Raw genomic sequence first — 19,229 nt, 5'->3', positions numbered from 1 at the left:
TGCGTTATCCTATCTTCATTAATACATCATCTTCTGAAATGGTATCGCCCGGAGTAGCACAAATAGCAGTAACTGTTCCGTCGAAATCGGCACGGATGGCGTTATACGTCTTCATAGCTTCGATGTAGCAAAGCAAGTCGCCTTTCTTCACCTTGTCGCCCACCTTCAACGGAGTTTCCTGTGCATTCTTTGTCAGGAAGAATTTACCTTCCAACGGAGCAACCACATCCTGGCCTTCGCCTACAGGAGCTTCCACTTTCGCTGTAGCATCTGCCGGCAAATCAATATCACCGTAAGCTACCGTTACGCGATAAGCCTGTCCATCTACCTGAACGGTAAGTGTTTTCGGTTTGGCGTCGTCCAACGGAGACTTATTAAGTTCCGCCTTCCGTTTTTCCACGTCTGCCAGGAAGTCTTCTTTCGCCTTGCCACTCTTGTATGCTTCGTATTGTGCCGGATGCATGGCATATTCGAAGAGTTCTTCATCATCTTCGCCCAAATCCCATTTGTTCTCTTTCATCATCTTGCGATACTTATCAAGCGCATCCGGATAATTATCCTGTGGGTTTCCGGTAAAGAACTTACGGCCTTCGCGTTCGGCTTTCTCAATGATTTCGGGAGCCAGCGTACCCGGCAATTTACCAGCTTTACCTAACAGCATATCCCAGATATCATCAGCAATCATACCCCAACGTTCCTTACCTTTTTCCATAGCAATCACGTTCATCATCGCCAGATTCTTAACATACTGGCTGAACGGAGTTACCAACGGAGGATAACCTACACGCGGCCATACATAAGCCACTTCATTGAACAGCTTGATAAGCAACTGATCCTGCGTCATAAACGGCAAGTTACGTTTCGCCTTATATTTATTGATAGATTCCAGATTGGACTCCAAGTCAGCCATCAAGCTACCCATCATACCACCCGGAAGTCCCGGACCGATCAACAAAGAGTTCATCAAGCGGTTCTTCGGACTGATATACAAACCGAGGAAGTCGTCCATAAATTCCTGAATCAATGCACGCACTTTCATGTATGCTTCCATATTCACCTCAGGAACCTGGAAACCTGCATCTTTCAGCATAGCCTGCACACTCAGCAAGTCAGCGTGTCCCGTACCCCATGACAACGGTTCCATACCCACGTCAATATAATCGCAACCAGCCTCGCAAACTTCGAGGATACTTGCCATATTGAAACCGGGACCTGCATGACTATGATATTGAATAGGAATTTCAGGATGTGCAGCCTTGATATTTGCTACGATCTTGCCCAATGATACCGGGCGTCCGATACCTGCCATATCCTTGACACAGATTTCATCAGCACCTGCCTTGATCAGCTCTAACGCCATATTGGTGTAATATTCTACTGTATGGATAGGCGAATGGGTGATACAGAGCGAACACTGGGAAATCATTCCGGCTTCTTTAGCGTAAGCGATGGAAGGAATAATGTTACGGGTATCGTTCAGTCCGCAGAACGTACGTGTAATATCCGTTCCCTGCACTTTCTTCACTTTATAAAACAGCTTACGCACATCGGCAGGTACGGGGCTCATGCGAAGACCGTTCAGTGCACGGTCCAACATGTGAGTTTGTATACCAGCCTCGTGAAACGGCTTCGTCCATGCACGTACAGCTTTATTAGGATTTTCACCAAACAATAGATTTACCTGTTCAAAACCTCCGCCATTGGTTTCTACGCGGGCAAAACAGCCCATTTCAACAATAGCTGGAGCAACCTTTACCAGCTGGTCTACGCGGGGCACATATTTTCCGGCACTCTGCCACATGTCCCTGAAAACCAGGCTGAACTTAATTTCCTTTTTCATACTAAATAAATAGGTGTGTGTTTTTTATTAAAGATTATCATTTTATTTTCTCGACCTTGGCTACTTTACCCTTGCCTTGTGTCACCACTGTTACAGCGGCACTGATAGCAGCCAAAATGTTTCCGGGAATTGCGGCAGGACCTTGCGCACCTTTCTTATCCGGCACCACCTCTTCAGGGGCGTACTTGTTTACCAGAAGAATAAGTCCTTTACCTAAGTAGATTACAATCAGCAGGATAGCGAACACTGTCGTCATACCTACCACCATCAGCAAAAGCGCTGTGTTGAGATTTTCCATATTATAAATTATTAGTTATTCGGTCTGTTTTACAAAAAATCGTCCGAAATTACGGATTATCAATGAAATAAAATAGAAAAATAACACTAAAAGATGCTAAAACGAAAGTTTCCATGTTCTCCCTTCAAGCGGAGGGATTGCATGGAAACCATAAAGATATTAACGCCTACCATAGAACTGATTACCAATATATCTTGATCCAGTTCATTTATTCATCCGCATTACGGCTGAAACAACTTCCCATCTCATCTCCGCATGCCACAATACGGCTCCCCCTCTTCCGGATAGTTCTCAACATTTGCAAGAAGTTCATACCTTATATAAAATCTTATTTCCTGATGCGTGGAATCTCCTTACTTTATTACGGCAAAGGTACTTATTAATAAACGAACCACTCTAGTCAGTCATTCATTAAAAAGTATGCAAGGATGTCTATAAAAGGGAGGGAAGACTTACAGTATATACAAAAAAATATAGGGATACAAAGTTTCTACCCTTTGCATCCCTGTATCTCTCAATCCCAATTCAGAATACGAATCAGAACTCGCTTGTAAAGTGGAATTTTATATTCTTGAAGTCCATCTGAGCCATTTGCAACACATAACCGCTATCCGCCAGGAAGACATCCCTCCCCTCACGGTCTTTCGCCATATACTGATACTTACGCTTCTTGAATGCTTTCAGTTCTTCAAGATTATCGCTCTCTATCCAGCAAGCCTTATAAAGGCTCAACGGCTCCCAACGGCACTTCGCACTATATTCATTCTCCAGGCGATACTGGATAACCTCAAACTGCAACTGCCCTACCGTACCGATAATCTTCCGGCCGTTGAACTGGTTGACAAACAACTGTGCCACACCTTCGTCCATCAACTGATCGATACCTTTGGCAAGCTGTTTCTGTTTCATCGGGTCAGCATTCTCGATATACTTGAACATCTCCGGTGAGAAACTCGGCAGACCACGGAAATGAAGCATTTCTCCTTCTGTCAGCGTATCACCGATCTTAAAAGAACCATTGTCTGGCAAACCGATGATATCACCCGCCCAAGCCTCGTCAACAGTCGTCTTACGCTGTGCCATGAACTGTGTGGGCGAAGAAAAACGCATCGTCTTTCCATGACGCACATGCAGGTATGGAGCATTACGTGTAAATTTACCTGAGCAAATCTTACAGAATGCGATACAAGAACGATGATTCGGGTCGATATTCGCCGTAATCTTAAAGACAAATCCGGTGAATTTAGGCTCTTCCGGTTCCACTTCACGTTCTTCCGCCTGTACAGGACGAGGACTTGGAGCTATCTCTACAAAGCAATCCAGCAACTCTTGCACACCAAAGTTATTCAGAGCTGAACCAAAGAATACAGGTGCCAGTTCGCCCTTCAGATATTCTTCTTTATCAAATTCAGGATAAACTCCATCTATCAATTCCAACTCACCACGCAACTTATCAGCCAATTGCGCACCGATTTGCTTATCCAGTTCTTCGGTATTGATATCTACCTCCACCTTTTCCGTCACCACTTGCTTGGAAGGCTGGAAAAGATTCAGATTGTTTTCGTAGATGTTATAAACTCCCTTAAAGCGCACACCACTTTCGATAGGCCAGGTCAACGGACGTACATGAATGGCAAGCTCTTCTTCCAGCTCATCCAACAAATCGAAAGGATCTTTGGCCTCACGGTCCATCTTATTGATGAATATAATGACCGGCGTATTACGCATACGGCACACTTCCATCAACTTACGTGTCTGTGTTTCCACACCTTTGGCACCATCTACAACGATGATAACGCTATCTACAGCAGTCAACGTACGATATGTGTCTTCAGCGAAATCCTGATGACCGGGAGTATCGAGGATATTAATCTTATACTCTTTATAGTCGAACTCCATCACAGAGGTGGTTACAGAGATACCACGTTGCTTCTCTATATCCATCCAGTCCGATGTAGCGGTTTTCTTTATTTTATTGCTCTTTACAGCACCTGCCACCTGAATCTGTCCACCAAAAAGCAATAGCTTTTCAGTCAAAGATGTTTTACCGGCATCCGGATGCGCGATAATCGCAAAGGTTCTTCTCCTCTCAATTTCGTTATTATTGGCCATATATAAAATTTGGTATAATATTATTATTGGGCATTCAGTTTTTCAATACATACTTTCAGACTCTCTTCCCAATGAGGTACTTCAATGCCGAAAGTCTTTTTAATCTTCGTCTTATCCAATACGGAATAATGCGGACGTGGTGCCTTTGCCGGATACTCATCTGTATGTAAGGGACTCACCTTGCATGTCGTGATATCCGCAATGCGATGTATAGCCACCGTAAAATCATACCATGAACATACGCCTTCATCACTGAAATGATAAATACCCGGTACAATACCCTGATTAATGGCGGCATAGATAGCTTGTGCCAGATCATTTGCATACGTCGGCGTACCAATCTGATCAAAAACCACACCTAAAGACTCACGCTCACGTCCCAGACGAATCATCGTTTTCACAAAGTTATTTCCATAAATAGAGTATAACCATGCTGTACGAATTACCATCGCTTTCTCACAATTCTGCATAACTTCCTTTTCTCCCCCCAGCTTGGTAAAGCCGTAAACAGAATTAGGACAGGGTTCGCAATCTTCTTTATAAGGTATATGCGCTGTTCCATCAAAAACATAATCCGTAGAAACCTGTATCATAGCAGCACCATGGGCCTGCGCAGCACGTGCCAGTATTCCCGGAGCTTCCTGATTCAGTTTGCGGCATAATTCTTCATTATCTTCCGCTTTGTCAACTGCTGTGTAAGCAGCACAATTCACTACAACATCAATCTGATTCTCTGCAATGCAAGCCTGTACAGCTTGTTCGTCACAGATATCCAACTCCTGTACATCAGTAAAAAAATAAGTGTGTTGCGGATTCTCTTTTGCAAGAACTTGCATCTCGTTGCCAAGTTGTCCGTTGGCTCCGGTTACTAATACTCTCATGCTTTATCTATTATTTACAATTTACTATCTTCGAAAGTTATTCCGGTTATTCATCCAGTTTCAACTCCCCTTTCTTGTCCTTTTCGTAATAATTGGCAAGCAAAGAAATGAAACTGCTGATAGTCTCTATCGCCTTTGCGGTTCCCTCCGTGATTTCTTTCTTCTGCAAACGCAGCAATAAAACACCATACAAAGCCTCAAAACAGGTTTCCAGTTCCGGCTCCTCCTGCTTCCCACTCTTCTGACGAAGTTCTACGATGAAAGGCAATGCTTTGAAATAAGCCGCACTATAATAAGGATATTTCGGTGATGCCAGCAGTTCTACGTGCAATTCCGTCAAATTCACTATTACATTACGATTGATTTGCAGATGTCCCTTTTCCTTCACTCCTTCTGTACGCATCATGTCTACCAGATTACCATACCATTCTTCGAGTGCCGGATGTTCTTCTTCCGGATAACGGGAGATAATGTTTTCGCGGATCTTATCGATATCGCACTCATTGGCACGTATCAAATCTTCCACTTGCCACATATATATAAGGTATTCCGCGATATTTTTCGCTTTCAGTTGTTGCGCTATCTTCATGATTCTATGTTTCTGCTCAGTAAAGTGACTCGCCCATCAACGTAAACACCAACCCAAACACAGACACGACAATGACAATGCCTCCGATGATACGATTCAATATCCAGATGCCGCGCAGGTTGAATTGCGTACGGACTTTATTTACAAAGTAAGTAATGCCAAACCACCACGCCAACGCCCCCAGCGCAATAGCCAGGTATCCGGTGACCGCTTCAAACACCAATACCCCCTCACTGACGAAGGCAAAGCGTGCAAAGAGGCCGATAAAGAGGAATATAATAAGTGGATTGGATAATGTGACGGCAAAGGCGGTAATGAAGTTATGAAAATAAGAACCTTTGTTGGTTGAGACGGGACGGATGGACTGGACGGGATTACTGCGAAACGTATAAATGCCAAACGCTAACAGCATGATGCTTCCGAACAACTGCAAATAAAAGATATTTTTATTTACGTAATCGAATACGAAGCTCATTCCGTACCCTGTCAGCAAGGCGTAAGCAATGTCACTCAACGAGGCTCCCAGACCTGTTATGAAACCATACCAACGCCCCTTATTCAACGTACGCTGGATGCACAACACACCCACGGGTCCTAATGGCGCAGACACAACTACCCCAATAATAAAACCCTTCCATAATATATCGAATATGGTCCTTATCTCAATCATGGCTGCAAATATCGTACTTTTTTATGAGACGAACCAATTGTGTTAACGTTTTTTCGACCGATTATCATAAAACACTCAATACTTTACTTTTGACACCCTTCTATTTTTTATTCCTTTTCTTTCTCTGCACCAACGATTTTATGTATCTTTGCGCCAAAGAACGAAAAATCAAAAATATCAGTATGATTCTTTTTTTCAGAACCCCATCCAAGAGCGTGATGGCCGTAGAATGTGACCACGCACTCACCCAGGCAGAAAGCGACAAACTCTGCTGGCTTTTTGGAGAAGCCACCCCCGAAAGTGAAGAAAACCTGAAAGGACATTTCGTTGGTCCGCGCCGCGAAATGATTACTCCTTGGAGTACAAATGCTGTGGAAATCACCCAGAATATGGGCTTGAGCGGTATCTCACGCATCGAAGAGTATTTCCCCGTAAAGGACGAAAACGCTGACCGCGACCCGATGCTGCAACGCATGTACAAGGGACTGGATCAGGAAGTATTCACCACCAACCGTAAGCCGGAACCGATCGTCCATATCGAAGACCTGGAAGCTTACAACGAAAAAGAAGGTCTGGCACTCTCTAAAGAAGAGATGGACTACCTCAAGAAAGTAGAACAAGACCTTGGACGTAAACTGACTGACTCCGAAGTATTCGGTTTCGCCCAGATCAATTCCGAACACTGCCGCCACAAAATCTTCGGCGGGACATTCATCATCGACGGTGTAGAACAAGAGTCTTCCCTCTTCCAAATGATTAAGAAGACTACACAGGAAAATCCGAATAAAATCATTTCAGCTTATAAAGATAATGTAGCCTTTGCCGAAGGTCCGGTAATAGAACAGTTTGCTCCGGCAGACCACTCAAAACCCGACTACTTCCAGGTGAAAGATATCAAGAGTGTTATCTCACTGAAGGCTGAAACACACAACTTCCCGACTACCGTAGAACCGTTCAACGGTGCATCTACCGGTACAGGTGGAGAGATTCGTGACCGTATGGGCGGTGGTAAAGGTTCCTGGCCAATTGCCGGAACTGCCGTTTACATGACTTCATATCCCCGTACAGACGAAGATCGTCCCTGGGAAGAAATCCTTCCGGTACGCCAATGGCTGTATCAGACTCCCGAACAGATTCTGATCAAAGCATCCAATGGTGCCAGCGACTTCGGCAACAAGTTCGGCCAACCGCTGATCTGTGGTTCTGTACTGACTTTCGAACATAAGGAAAACGACGAAGTTTACGGTTACGACAAAGTAATCATGCTTGCCGGCGGTGTCGGTTACGGTACGAAACGTGACTGCCTGAAAGGTGCTCCCGAAGCCGGTAACAAAGTAGTCGTGATTGGTGGTGATAATTACCGTATCGGCTTGGGTGGCGGTTCCGTATCTTCAGTAGATACCGGACGCTACAGCAGCGGTATTGAGTTGAACGCCGTACAGCGCGCCAATGCAGAAATGCAGAAACGTGCCTACAACGTGGTACGTGCCCTCTGCGAAGAAGACAACAATCCGGTGGTATCCATCCACGACCATGGTTCAGCCGGACACGTAAACTGTCTCTCCGAATTGGTGGAAGAATGTGGTGGCGTGATAGACATGAGTAAATTGCCCGTAGGTGACAAAACCTTGTCTGCCAAAGAAATTATCGCCAACGAAAGCCAGGAACGTATGGGATTGCTGATTGAAGAAGAAGCTATCGAGCATGTACGTAAAGTGGCTGAACGTGAGCGTGCCCCAATGTATGTGGTAGGTGAAACTACCGGTGACCATCGCTTCGCTTTCCAACAAGCTGACGGTGTACGTCCGTTCGATCTTGCCGTAGAACAGATGTTCGGCTCGTCTCCCAAAACTTACATGGTAGACAAAACAGTGGAACGCCACTACGAAATGCCTAAATACGAACAATCCAAGTTGCACGAATATCTGACGAATGTATTGCAGTTGGAAGCTGTTGCCTGCAAAGACTGGTTGACCAATAAGGTAGACCGCTCGGTAACCGGCAAGATTGCCCGCCAACAATGTCAGGGTGAATTGCAATTACCGCTGAGTGACTGTGGCGTGGTTGCTCTCGACTATCGTGGTGAGAAAGGTATCGCCACTTCACTGGGACATGCTCCGCAAGCTGCACTGGCAGATCCGGCAGCTGGTTCAGTACTTTCCGTCAGCGAAGCACTAACCAACCTGGTATGGGCTCCGATGGCTGAAGGAATGGACAGCATCTCCCTCTCTGCCAACTGGATGTGGCCTTGCCGCTCACAGGAAGGTGAAGATGCACGTCTCTACACCGCTGTAAAAGCTTTGAGCGACTTCTGCTGTGCACTGCAAATCAATGTGCCTACCGGAAAAGACTCTCTGTCCATGACTCAGAAGTATCCCGACGGTAGCAAAGTAATCTCTCCGGGAACCGTAATCGTTTCTGCAGGCGGTGAAGTTTCTGATGTGAAGAAAGTGGTTTCTCCCGTACTTGTCAACAACGAAAAGACAACGATTTATCATATCGACTTCAGTTTTGATACATTGAAACTGGGTGGCTCTGCCTTTGCGCAATCATTGGGCAAGATTGGCGACGAAGTACCCACTGTACAAGATGCCGAATATTTCCGCGATGCTTTCCTTGCCGTTCAGGAACTGGTGAACAAAGGACTGATTCTTGCCGGGCACGATATTTCTGCCGGTGGTCTGATTACTACCTTACTCGAAATGTGCTTCGCCAATGTAGAAGGTGGTATGGAAATCAATCTCGACAAGATGAAGGAACACGACCTCGTGAAACTCCTGTTTGCCGAGAACCCGGGTATTGTTATCCAGGTAAGCGACAAGCATAAGGAAGAAGTAAAACAAATATTGGAAGATGCCGGAGTAGGTTTTGTGAAGATTGGTAAGCCGACCGACGAACGCCACATCCTCGTATCTAAAGATGATGCTACTTATCAGTTCGGCATCGACTATATGCGTGATGTTTGGTATTCTACTTCTTACCTGCTCGACCGCAAGCAATCTATGAACGGTTGCGCCAAGAAGCGTTTCGAGAACTACAAGATGCAGCCACTGGAATTCGCTTTCATGCCCGGCTTCAAAGGTAAATTCTCTCAATATGGTATCGACCCGAACCGCCGTACACCGACAGGCATCCGCGCAGCAATCATCCGCGAAAAAGGAACAAACGGTGAGCGCGAAATGGCTTACTCCCTGTATCTGGCAGGCTTTGATGTGAAAGACGTCACCATGACCGACCTCATCAGCGGACGTGAGACACTGGAAGACGTGAACCTGATTGTTTATTGTGGTGGTTTCTCCAACTCAGACGTACTGGGTTCTGCCAAAGGTTGGGCAGGAGCTTTCCTCTTCAATCCGAAAGCTAAAGAAGCACTCGACAAGTATTATGCACGCGAAGATACGCTTTCATTGGGTGTTTGTAATGGTTGCCAGTTGATGATGGAATTGAACCTCATCAATCCCGAACATAAGAAAAACGGTAAAATGCTGCATAATGAATCTCATAAATTCGAATCGAGATTCCTGGGACTTACCATTCCTACCAACCGCAGCGTAATGTTCGGCTCTCTGAGTGGTAGCAAACTCGGTATATGGGTAGCTCACGGAGAAGGAAAATTCTCTTTGCCTTATGACGAAGATAAATATAATGTGGTAGCCAAATATAGTTATGACGAGTATCCTGCCAATCCGAATGGCTCCGACTACTCCATAGCAGCCATAGCAAGTGCTGACGGGCGCCATCTGGCTATCATGCCTCACCTGGAGCGCTCTATCTTCCCGTGGCAGAACGGTTGTTATCCTGCCGACCGCCTGCACAGCGACCAGATCACTCCATGGATGGAAGCCTTCGTCAATGCACGTAAATGGGTAGAAGAAAAGGTTAAGTAGTTCTGACTACAATCTATAAGTGAAGCACAGGCGCAGGTTATAATATACAACTTGCGCCTGTTGTCGTCTAAACAATGCGAGGAATCGAACACTATTCTTCTTGCTTTCGTGTTGCTTTTATCAAACAAAATGCATATTTTTGCGTTAATTTCACAAATACCCCCAATAACGAACGACCGTAACTGTTATGAGAAAATTTATCATTTTCTTTTTATTCACATACATTTCCTCCTTCTGCATCGCCCAAACTTATAAATATCTCGGCGTGGAAGATGGCTTGAGCAATCGTAGGATATATGCTATTCAGAAAGGGCCGAAAGGATATATGTGGTTTCTTACGCACAATGGCATTGACCGCTATGACGGAAAAAATTTCAAGCAATACCGACTTATAGACAGCGAAATAGAAGTTAACTCCATGCTCAATCTGAGTTGGCTATATGTTGGTGTGGATGGAACACTGTGGGAGATAGGCAAAAAAGGAAGAGTATTCCGCTATGATGCCAAACATGATCGCTTTCAACTTGTATATAAGCTACCTGATGAAGTGGTAAAAGGAAATCCGACTCCCGTAAGCTATGGATTTATTGACAGCAACAATATTGTATGGCTCTGTAACGAAGAAGCATTGTATCTCTACGATACGAATACTGAAAAAACCACCATTATCAAAAACCATATCGGAGAAAGTATTACGGATATCGAGCAAATCGACCCTAACCATTATTTCATCGGTACAGACGTCGGTATACATCATGCCGAATTAAAAGACAACGTTCTCAACCTTTCTCCATGCAACTGGCTTGATAAACTGAAGATGCAAGTCAACGAGTTATATTTCCATAAAGCAAACCGCAAACTATTCATCGGTACATTCCAGAAAGGCATTTATCTGTACGATATGAATATTCATCAAACTGTAGAGCTGAATGTCGGTTTGCAGGATGTCAGCATTACACGTATCAAAGCCTTCAATGACAAAGAAATATTGATAGCTACAGATGGTGCCGGTATATATAAAATGAATGTGGATACCTATGAGTGCGCCCCCTACATCGTGGCGGATTACAATAGCTATAATGCCATGAACGGCAACAGTATTTATGACTTCTATGTAGATGATGAACGCATCTGGATAGCCAATTACCCTATCGGCATCACAGTACGCAACAATCAATATGCCAGTTATGAATGGATCAAACATTCTATTGGCAACAAGCAATCGCTCGTCAACGACCAGGTAAATGCCATCATCGAAGATCACGAAGGTGATCTTTGGTTTGCTACCAATAACGGTATCAGTCTCTACTCTACCAAAACAAAACAATGGCACTCATTCCTCAGCGTGTTTGACAATGGTAACGTAACCAAAAACCATGTTTTCATTTCTTTGTGCGAGGTATCACCCGGCATCATCTGGGCAGGTGGATACACTTCGGGCATCTACCAAATCAATAAAAAACAGATGAAGGTGGAGTTCTTTACTCCTTCTACATTTGGCGATTGTGATATCCGTCCGGATAAGTACATACGCTCTATCATAAAAACTTCCGATGGCAGTATCTGGTCCGGTGGCTATTACAATTTAAAGCAAATAGACTTCAACCGTAAAAATATACGTGCTTATCCGGGACTTAGCGGAATTACGGATATTAAGGAGAAGGATGCGCAACACATGTGGATAGGTACTGCCACAGGACTGTATCTGCTGGACAAAGAAACCGGCAAGTATCAGTGCATATCGATGCCGATAGAGTCTTTCTACATTAACGCGCTTTATCAGACACCAGACAGTTTGCTGTACATCGGGACCAGCAACTCCGGATTACTCATTTATAACCATCAGCGAAAGTCGTTTGAGCATTTCCACAAAGATAACTGCCCGCTGATTTCCAATAACATATATACCATTCTTCCGGACGGAAACAAAAGTGTCCTGCTGAGTACGGAAAACAGTCTGACAAGCTATTACCCGGCTGGAAAGATATTTCATAACTGGACTAAAGAACAGGGACTGAAGAGTGATCATTTTAATTCAACATCAGGCGTACTGCGAAAAAACGGAAACTTCATTCTTGGAAGTACGGACGGAGCAATAGAGTTCCACAAAGATATGATGATTCCACGCAATTATGAGTTCAAAATGATATTCAGCGATTTGCGCGTATTCTATCAAACCGTTTATCCCGGCGATGAGGGTTCACCGCTGGAAGTGGACATAGATGAAACTCAAGTGTTAAAGCTGAAATACAATCAGAACATATTTTCTCTACGGATATCTTCTATCAACTACGATTATCCGTCATTGGTCCTGTATTCCTGGAAACTGGAAGGCTTCTATGACGGATGGAGCCGTCCTGAGAAAGATTGCATGATCCGGTTCACAAATTTGAATCCCGGAAAATATACATTACGGGTACGTGCCATCTCCAGTGAAGACCGACGAATCGTTCTTGAAGAGCGTGACATGGAAATCATGATAGAACAGCCCTTATGGCTCAGCATATGGGCATTAATACTTTATGCCGCCGTGATAGCCGCAATTGTCATTATCACATTGCGTGTCATTATCCTGCGCAAACAGCGTAAGGCTTCGGATGAGAAAATACGTTTCTTCATCAATACAGCGCATGATATTCGTACCCCGTTGACACTGATCAAAGCGCCACTGGAAGAACTCAGTGAAAAGGAAAATCTGACACCGAGCGGACGAAGCAATATGAATACTGCCATACGAAATGTGAACGCCCTGTTGCGACTGACGACCAATCTTATTAACTTCGAACGTGCAGACACTTATTCCAGTGCCCTATATGTATCCGAATATGAGTTAAGCACCTACATGGAGGAAATGATCAATGCTTTCCGGGCTTATGCCGACGTAAAACGTATCAGCCTGACTTATGAAAGTAATTTCCGCTACATGAATACCTGGCTTGACAAGGATAAGATGGATTCGATTCTGAAAAATCTGATATCCAACGCCTTGAAGTATACACCGGAAGGTGGAAGCGTACATATCTATACAGCAGAAACAGAAGACTATTGGAGTGTGGAAGTAAAGGATACGGGTATCGGTATTCCGTCCTCAGAACAGAAAAAGCTCTTTAAAATACATTTCCGGGGTAGTAACGCCATCAACTCGAAAGTAACGGGTAGTGGTATCGGACTGTTACTGGTATGGAAACTTGTTCACCTGCATAAAGGCAAAATCAACTTTACAAGCACAGAAGGAAAAGGCTCCTGTATTAAAGTCACATTCCCAAAAGGTGAAAAACCTTATCGAAAAGCTATTCACAGTCCGAAACCGGGAAGTGAGAAAGTAGCTTATGCTGAATCGGGAGTGCCTAAGAATGTTACGCCAAACATTGCTTATGATGCAACTAAACAGAAACAACAGCAAAACAGTGATCTTCCGAAAATCCTGATTGTGGAGGATAATGATGAGTTGAGGGAATATCTCCGCAATACACTGTCGGACGACTATAACATACAAGTATGCAGCGATGGCAAACAAGCACTCGAAATAGTCAAGGAATATATGCCTAACATGATTATTTCGGATATCATGATGCCGGAAATGCGTGGAGACGAATTGTGTCATGTCTTAAAGAATGATATTGAAACCTCTCACATCCCCATCATTTTGCTCACAGCATTGAACAATGACCGCAACATCATTGAAGGATTGAAGACCGGAGCAGATGAGTATATTGTGAAGCCTTTCAATATAGGTATTCTCCGTGCTACGATATCCAACATCCTGACGAATCGCTCTTTGCTGCGACATAAATATGCTAATCTGGAACTGAATGATGATGAAGATGCCACAACTTGTACCAATTGTTCCACCGACCTTGACTGGAAATTCATTTCTTCCGTCAAGAAGCATGTGGAAGAAAATATGGATAACGGTGCACTCAATGTGGAAATGCTCTGTTCATTACTGAATATGAGTCGTACCAGCTTCTATAATAAAATAAAAGCCCTGACCGACCAGGCTCCGGCAGACTATATCCGATTGATACGTCTGAAACGTGCCGCACAATTACTGAAAGAGCAGAAATACAGCATAACTGAAGTTGCAGAAATGACTGGTTTCAGCGATGCGAAATATTTCCGGGAAGTATTCAAGAAGCATTTCAGTGTCAGCCCGAGCCAATATGCGAAACAGAAAGAAGAAGGGGAAGAAGGGGAATAAAGTGGTAGAGTGATATCATATTATCACATTATAACATTAAAACTATGAATATTTATTTAGAGGCATTCGGCATTTTTTCTAAAATAGGAGTTTTCACTATCGGAGGTGGCTATGCCATGGTGCCACTCATAGAGGAAGAAATTGTAGAGAAACGAAAGTGGATCGCCAAAGACGATTTTATAGACTTACTTGCCATTTCCCAATCGACTCCCGGCATTCTTGCGGTTAACATTTCCATTTTTATCGGATATAAGTTGCGGGGAATTCGTGGAAGTATAGTCACTACTTTAGGGACAATTCTACCCTCATTCCTCATTATTCTTGCCATAGCTATGTTCTTCCACAATTTTAAGGATAATCCGATAGTGGAACGGATATTCAAGGGTATCCGCCCGGCAGTAGTTGCACTGATTGCCGCTCCTACATTCAGTATGGCTAAGTCAGCCAAAGTCAACCGTTACAATGTCTGGATACCCATTGTATCCGCACTAATCATCTGGCTACTGGGATTCTCACCTATCTGGGTAATTATCATCGCCGGTGTAGGAGGATACTTATACGGACGGTTACACCATCCCAAAGTTGAAAGTTGAGAAAGTTGGCTGCGCATCATAAATCATAAATTATAAATCATAAATCTCCTATGCTTTATTTTCAGTTATTCTATACATTCTTCAAAATAGGCCTTTTCGGCTTTGGCGGCGGATATGCCATGCTTTCGATGATACAAGGTGAAGTAGTCACACGCTACGGGTGGTTGACACCACAAGAGTTTACAGATATTGTAGCTATCAGTCAAATGACTCCCGGACCTATCGGAATCAATTCGGCAACGTATGTAGGCTTCACGGCTACCGGAAGTATATGGGGTTCTGTCATCGCTACTTTTGCCGTAGTACTTCCTTCATTCATCCTGATGTTAGTTATCAGTAAGTTTTTCCTGAAATACCAGAAACATCCGGCTGTTGAAGCAGTATTCAGTGGATTGCGCCCGGCAGTGGTAGGGCTACTGGCATCAGCGGCCCTGGTATTAATGAATACAGAGAATTTTAGTTCACCTAAAGAAGATATGTACTCGTTTATCGTCAGTTGCATCATCTTCTTGGTGGCTTTTGTGGGTACCCGGAAATATAAAGTCAATCCGATAGTGATGATTATAGGCTGCGGAATAGCAGGTTTCATACTGTATTAACAAAAAAGGTGAAGCTTATAGCTTCACCTTTTTTGCCACTATCTTCGACTCATTATGCAGTCGGTCGAGTGCTGTTACCACATAGCGATATTTAGTCTTTCCATTTTCATAGGGTAACTTATAGAAGTTATCCCGCGTGATGGCTACAATATGAGAAGGATCACTGATGTCCACTTTCTCTTTAGCATCGAAACGGTAAATCACATACTGTACGGCACGATCCATTTCATCCTTATACTTCGGTGCTGTCCAGAACAAAAGATATCCATCTTCTGTCCACACCGGTTTCATCTTGCGCACTTTATCCGGCGCTTCATTATCCATGAAATCAAAAACAGGAGGCAAAGCGGGATATTTGTGGTATTCAGCCATCAAAGCATCACGATACTTTCCGGCATTCTCCACCACTGCACTTGCAGGCCACTGACAACTTCCGCCAATCGTCTGATAAGCACGTTGCAACGCCATCTTACGTGGAAGTTGGTTCATGGAAGGAGTCTGCGGATCAGCATTCTGCACCGTATTCATTACCGACTGACCGATGAACAAAGGACGATTTTCCGTATTCTTTGCCCACCACTTCACCAATGTCTCATAATCAGCTACCGGATGACCTATCTGCCAGTATATCTGCGGAATGTTATAGTCTATCCAACCTTCACGAGCCCAAAGAAGCACATCAGCATAAAGGTCATCATAGTTTTGCAAACCATTGGTCTTACTACCCAGCGGATCACTCTTCTGATTACGGTAAATACCAAACGGAGAAACACCGAACTTAACCCACGGCTTCAATTCGCGCACTGTCTCATGAATTTTCTTTATCAACACATTGACATTACTGCGACGCCAATCCGCTTTATTAGAAAATCCACCGCCATAACGGGCAAAGCTGGCATCATCCGGGAAGTCTACTCCCTGTTTAGGATAAGGGTAGAAATAATCATCCATATGAATAGCATCAACATCGTAGCGGGAAACAATATCCGTAATCACCATACAGATGTGGCGACGGCTTTCCGGCAATGCAGGGTCGAAATAGACTTGGTCACCGTAAGTAACAAACCATTCGGGATGGATATTATAAACATGGCCCGGCGCCAATTCATTCTTCAGTGAAGTCTTCACACGATAAGGATTAATCCAGGCATGAAACTCCATACCACGCTTGTGGCACTCTTCAATCATAAATTCCATGGGATCCCAATAAGGATTGGGTGCTTGTCCCTGTACACCGGTCAGAAAGCGGCTCCACGGTTCCAGTTGCGAAGCATAGAGAGCATCGGCTTCGGGACGTACCTGAAAGATAATGGCATTAATGCCTGCCTCTTGCAGGGAGTTCAACTGACTGATCAGGTTCTGTTTCAACTTCTCGGTGGGAATTCCGCGGAATTGTCCGTTAACAGCTTGTATCCAGGCTGCACGAAATTCACGTTTGGGGTATCTTTCGGGTTGGAATTGCGCTGCCACTGTCAGAGAAAAGAGCAGGGCACATACGCACAAAAGGGTTCTTACTTTCATTCTTTATAAAATCTGATTAGGGTTTATTCAATTCATTGGCCATTCAACAACTACACGGACGCCACTATTGTACGAAGTATCCAGGTAAATCTTTCCATCTACAATATCCATCACCTGACGGGCAATGGAAAGTCCCAGACCTGTACCGGGAGTAAAGCTATCTACTTTAAAGAAACGCTCGAAAACAGTTTCCTGATATTGCGGTTCAATGCCGATACCAGTATCTTCTATTATGAAACGTATGATATTATTCTCCTTATCTTCCTCGCATTGCAGACGGATCACACCCTTTTCGGTAAATTTCCCGGCATTATCCAACAAAAGGGTAAGCACACGTTTCATCCAGGCTCGTACCGTCTGTATCACCGGGACATCCGGAGAGGGAACCCATTGCAGTTCCACACCTTCTTTCTGCTTCCCACCCAATTCATCTATACATTCAAGACAGCAGGCATTCACATCCACCGCTTCTTTGGGCATATCCGCAGTCTGTGAGTCCATATCGGCAATATCTATAATATTATCAATCAGTTCTAACAAATAAGCACTGTTCTTCTCTACCTGACTGGAATATTCACGGGCATCTTCCACATCCAAGCCTTCTTCGGCAAGCAATGCAGAAAAACCTACTACAGAATTAAGCGGTGTACGCAACTCATGCGTGACGTGCTGAATGAACGAACTCTTAATGCGCCCCATCTTCTGCAATTCCTTACGAGCAACATCCAGTTTCCGGTTCATGGAAAGAGTACGAATATAAAGGTAAGTAACCAATATCAATAGCAGCAATATCACACAACCCGCCCCAAACACAAAAGCCAGACGCTCACGGCTCATTTTCTCACTCAGTTCCAGCTTCTCCATCTTCAGACGGTCAACCTCAAACTGAGCGGTATATTTGTTCAGCTGTTCATCCATCTCTGCCGTACGCACAGAATCATTCAACTGAGAATACTCTGCAAAAGCACGACATGCCTCCTTGTAATGTCCGGTCTGTTCCAGCATAATGGCTTTTTGCCGGTAGTTTCCCGGATAATAATTGCCTATCGAACGCTGGTAATCAATCAGAGAATCCATATAAGCCACGGCATTGCCTATGTTACCCAAGATCTGACTGCACATAATTTTATAGCCGAACCAGCCCTCCTGTGAAATAGACTCTTTATTTTTAAGATAATAAGCATTTGCTTCACGAATATAAGGTGCTGCCGCTTTCTCTCCTTTTATCCCCAAAATAGCAATAACCCGGAACTGATAATAGCGCATATACAAAGCTTCTCCTATTACAACATCCTTCCCCTCTACTGTCTTTCCCAACTGTCCCAACCGGTCCAGATAAGGCACAGCGTCACTATATGACTGACGTGCCAGATAAGTTTGAATGATATTGAGGGAAACGACATAAGCATCACGGTAATATTTGCCTTCTTCAAAGTGCTTCAATGCACTGTCATAATATTCAAGGCATAGCTTTATATTCTGACCGAACACACGGTGATTATAACCTATACACATTTCACCGGATGCCATGCCGTATTTATCTTTCCGTTTCTCGGCGTCTTTGCAGAGTAAATCCGTCTCCTTCATCACCTCTTCCTGCATCCCTTTTTCGGTCATTCGCTGGATGTACTGCCTCCATGCCTGATAGCGATCGGTATTACGGTGGCAACGATCTGCCCAGTCCATATATTCATAAGTCACCAGACGCAAACTGTCCGTATCTCCTAATTCATAATAATGACTGGCAAGAATAGCATAAGCGTCACTGATATTAGCCGTATCCTTCCGTTCTTTTGCCAATTCAAGGAAGTGCATACCCAAAGGCAGAAAATTCGGTTTACCATTCGCTTTCCGTACACTGTCGGCAAGCGATTTCAGATCAATTGTATCTTGTCCCATAACTGTCCCGAAACAAGAAAACAAGCATACCAACATGGCACACAGGCATATCCGAGGGTATTGCATAAGGATGATTGGTTTTTAAAATGCGCATAAAAATAGTGCTTTTCCCGCTTGTATGTCAGCAACTATTTAAAAG

At 44.1% G+C, this 19,229-nt stretch carries 12 protein-coding genes; 4 read left to right on the top strand and 8 right to left on the bottom strand.

Features of this window, described 5'->3' with window-relative positions:
• Nucleotides 1-4 precede the first annotated feature (4 nt).
• From K429_RS0105235 to K429_RS0105205, 6 genes are all read right to left on the bottom strand, one after another.
• Nucleotides 5-1,840 (bottom strand): biotin/lipoyl-containing protein, encoded by a 1,836-nt coding sequence (locus K429_RS0105235; RefSeq protein ID WP_007217404.1) that lies wholly within the window; start codon nucleotides 1,838-1,840, stop codon nucleotides 5-7.
• Nucleotides 1,841-1,877: 37 nt separating this feature from the next.
• The gene (locus tag K429_RS0105230) at nucleotides 1,878-2,138 is read right to left on the bottom strand and encodes an OadG family protein (protein WP_007214805.1); all 261 of its coding nucleotides are present in this window, start codon (nucleotides 2,136-2,138) and stop codon (nucleotides 1,878-1,880) included.
• A gap of 537 nt (nucleotides 2,139-2,675) precedes the next feature.
• Nucleotides 2,676-4,250: a peptide chain release factor 3 gene (locus K429_RS0105220; protein ID WP_025726246.1), complete on the bottom strand. Its 1,575-nt coding sequence runs from the start codon at nucleotides 4,248-4,250 to the stop codon at nucleotides 2,676-2,678.
• Nucleotides 4,251-4,273: 23 nt separating this feature from the next.
• A complete protein-coding gene (gene rfbD, locus K429_RS0105215) occupies nucleotides 4,274-5,131 on the bottom strand; it encodes a dTDP-4-dehydrorhamnose reductase (protein ID WP_007214808.1) in 858 nt (285 codons plus the stop codon).
• 46 nt (nucleotides 5,132-5,177) lie between these two features.
• Complete coding sequence (locus tag K429_RS0105210) at nucleotides 5,178-5,720, bottom strand: DUF4924 family protein (protein ID WP_007217398.1); 543 nt, start codon at nucleotides 5,718-5,720, stop codon at nucleotides 5,178-5,180.
• 16 nt (nucleotides 5,721-5,736) lie between these two features.
• Nucleotides 5,737-6,390 (bottom strand): LysE family translocator, encoded by a 654-nt coding sequence (locus tag K429_RS0105205; protein ID WP_007214810.1) that lies wholly within the window; start codon nucleotides 6,388-6,390, stop codon nucleotides 5,737-5,739.
• Nucleotides 6,391-6,572: 182 nt separating this feature from the next.
• On the opposite strand from K429_RS0105205, the gene purL reads away from it, so the two are divergent.
• From purL to K429_RS0105185, 4 genes are all read left to right on the top strand, one after another.
• Complete coding sequence (purL, locus tag K429_RS0105200) at nucleotides 6,573-10,277, top strand: phosphoribosylformylglycinamidine synthase (RefSeq protein WP_007217397.1); 3,705 nt, start codon at nucleotides 6,573-6,575, stop codon at nucleotides 10,275-10,277.
• Between the two features lie 187 nt (nucleotides 10,278-10,464).
• The gene (locus K429_RS0105195) at nucleotides 10,465-14,478 is read left to right on the top strand and encodes a response regulator (RefSeq protein WP_025726245.1); all 4,014 of its coding nucleotides are present in this window, start codon (nucleotides 10,465-10,467) and stop codon (nucleotides 14,476-14,478) included.
• Nucleotides 14,479-14,522: 44 nt separating this feature from the next.
• Nucleotides 14,523-15,071 (top strand): chromate transporter, encoded by a 549-nt coding sequence (locus K429_RS0105190; protein WP_007217394.1) that lies wholly within the window; start codon nucleotides 14,523-14,525, stop codon nucleotides 15,069-15,071.
• A 50-nt stretch (nucleotides 15,072-15,121) separates the two neighbouring features.
• A complete protein-coding gene (locus tag K429_RS0105185; protein WP_007214814.1) occupies nucleotides 15,122-15,670 on the top strand; it encodes a chromate transporter in 549 nt (182 codons plus the stop codon).
• A 15-nt stretch (nucleotides 15,671-15,685) separates the two neighbouring features.
• On the opposite strand, the gene K429_RS0105180 is transcribed toward K429_RS0105185, so the two are convergent.
• On the bottom strand, nucleotides 15,686-17,191 hold the full coding sequence (locus K429_RS0105180; RefSeq protein WP_025726244.1) for a glycoside hydrolase family 10 protein: 1,506 nt from the start codon (nucleotides 17,189-17,191) through the stop codon (nucleotides 15,686-15,688).
• 27 nt (nucleotides 17,192-17,218) lie between these two features.
• A complete protein-coding gene (locus K429_RS0105175; RefSeq protein ID WP_025726243.1) occupies nucleotides 17,219-19,156 on the bottom strand; it encodes a sensor histidine kinase KdpD in 1,938 nt (645 codons plus the stop codon).
• Nucleotides 19,157-19,229 lie beyond the last annotated feature (73 nt).

Origin of the sequence: Bacteroides sp. 14(A), assembly GCF_000526555.1 — a bacterium.
Lineage (GTDB): Bacteria > Bacteroidota > Bacteroidia > Bacteroidales > Bacteroidaceae > Bacteroides > Bacteroides cellulosilyticus.
Note: the sequence above shows the minus strand (reverse complement) of the source record. Positions and strands in the feature narration are given on the sequence as shown.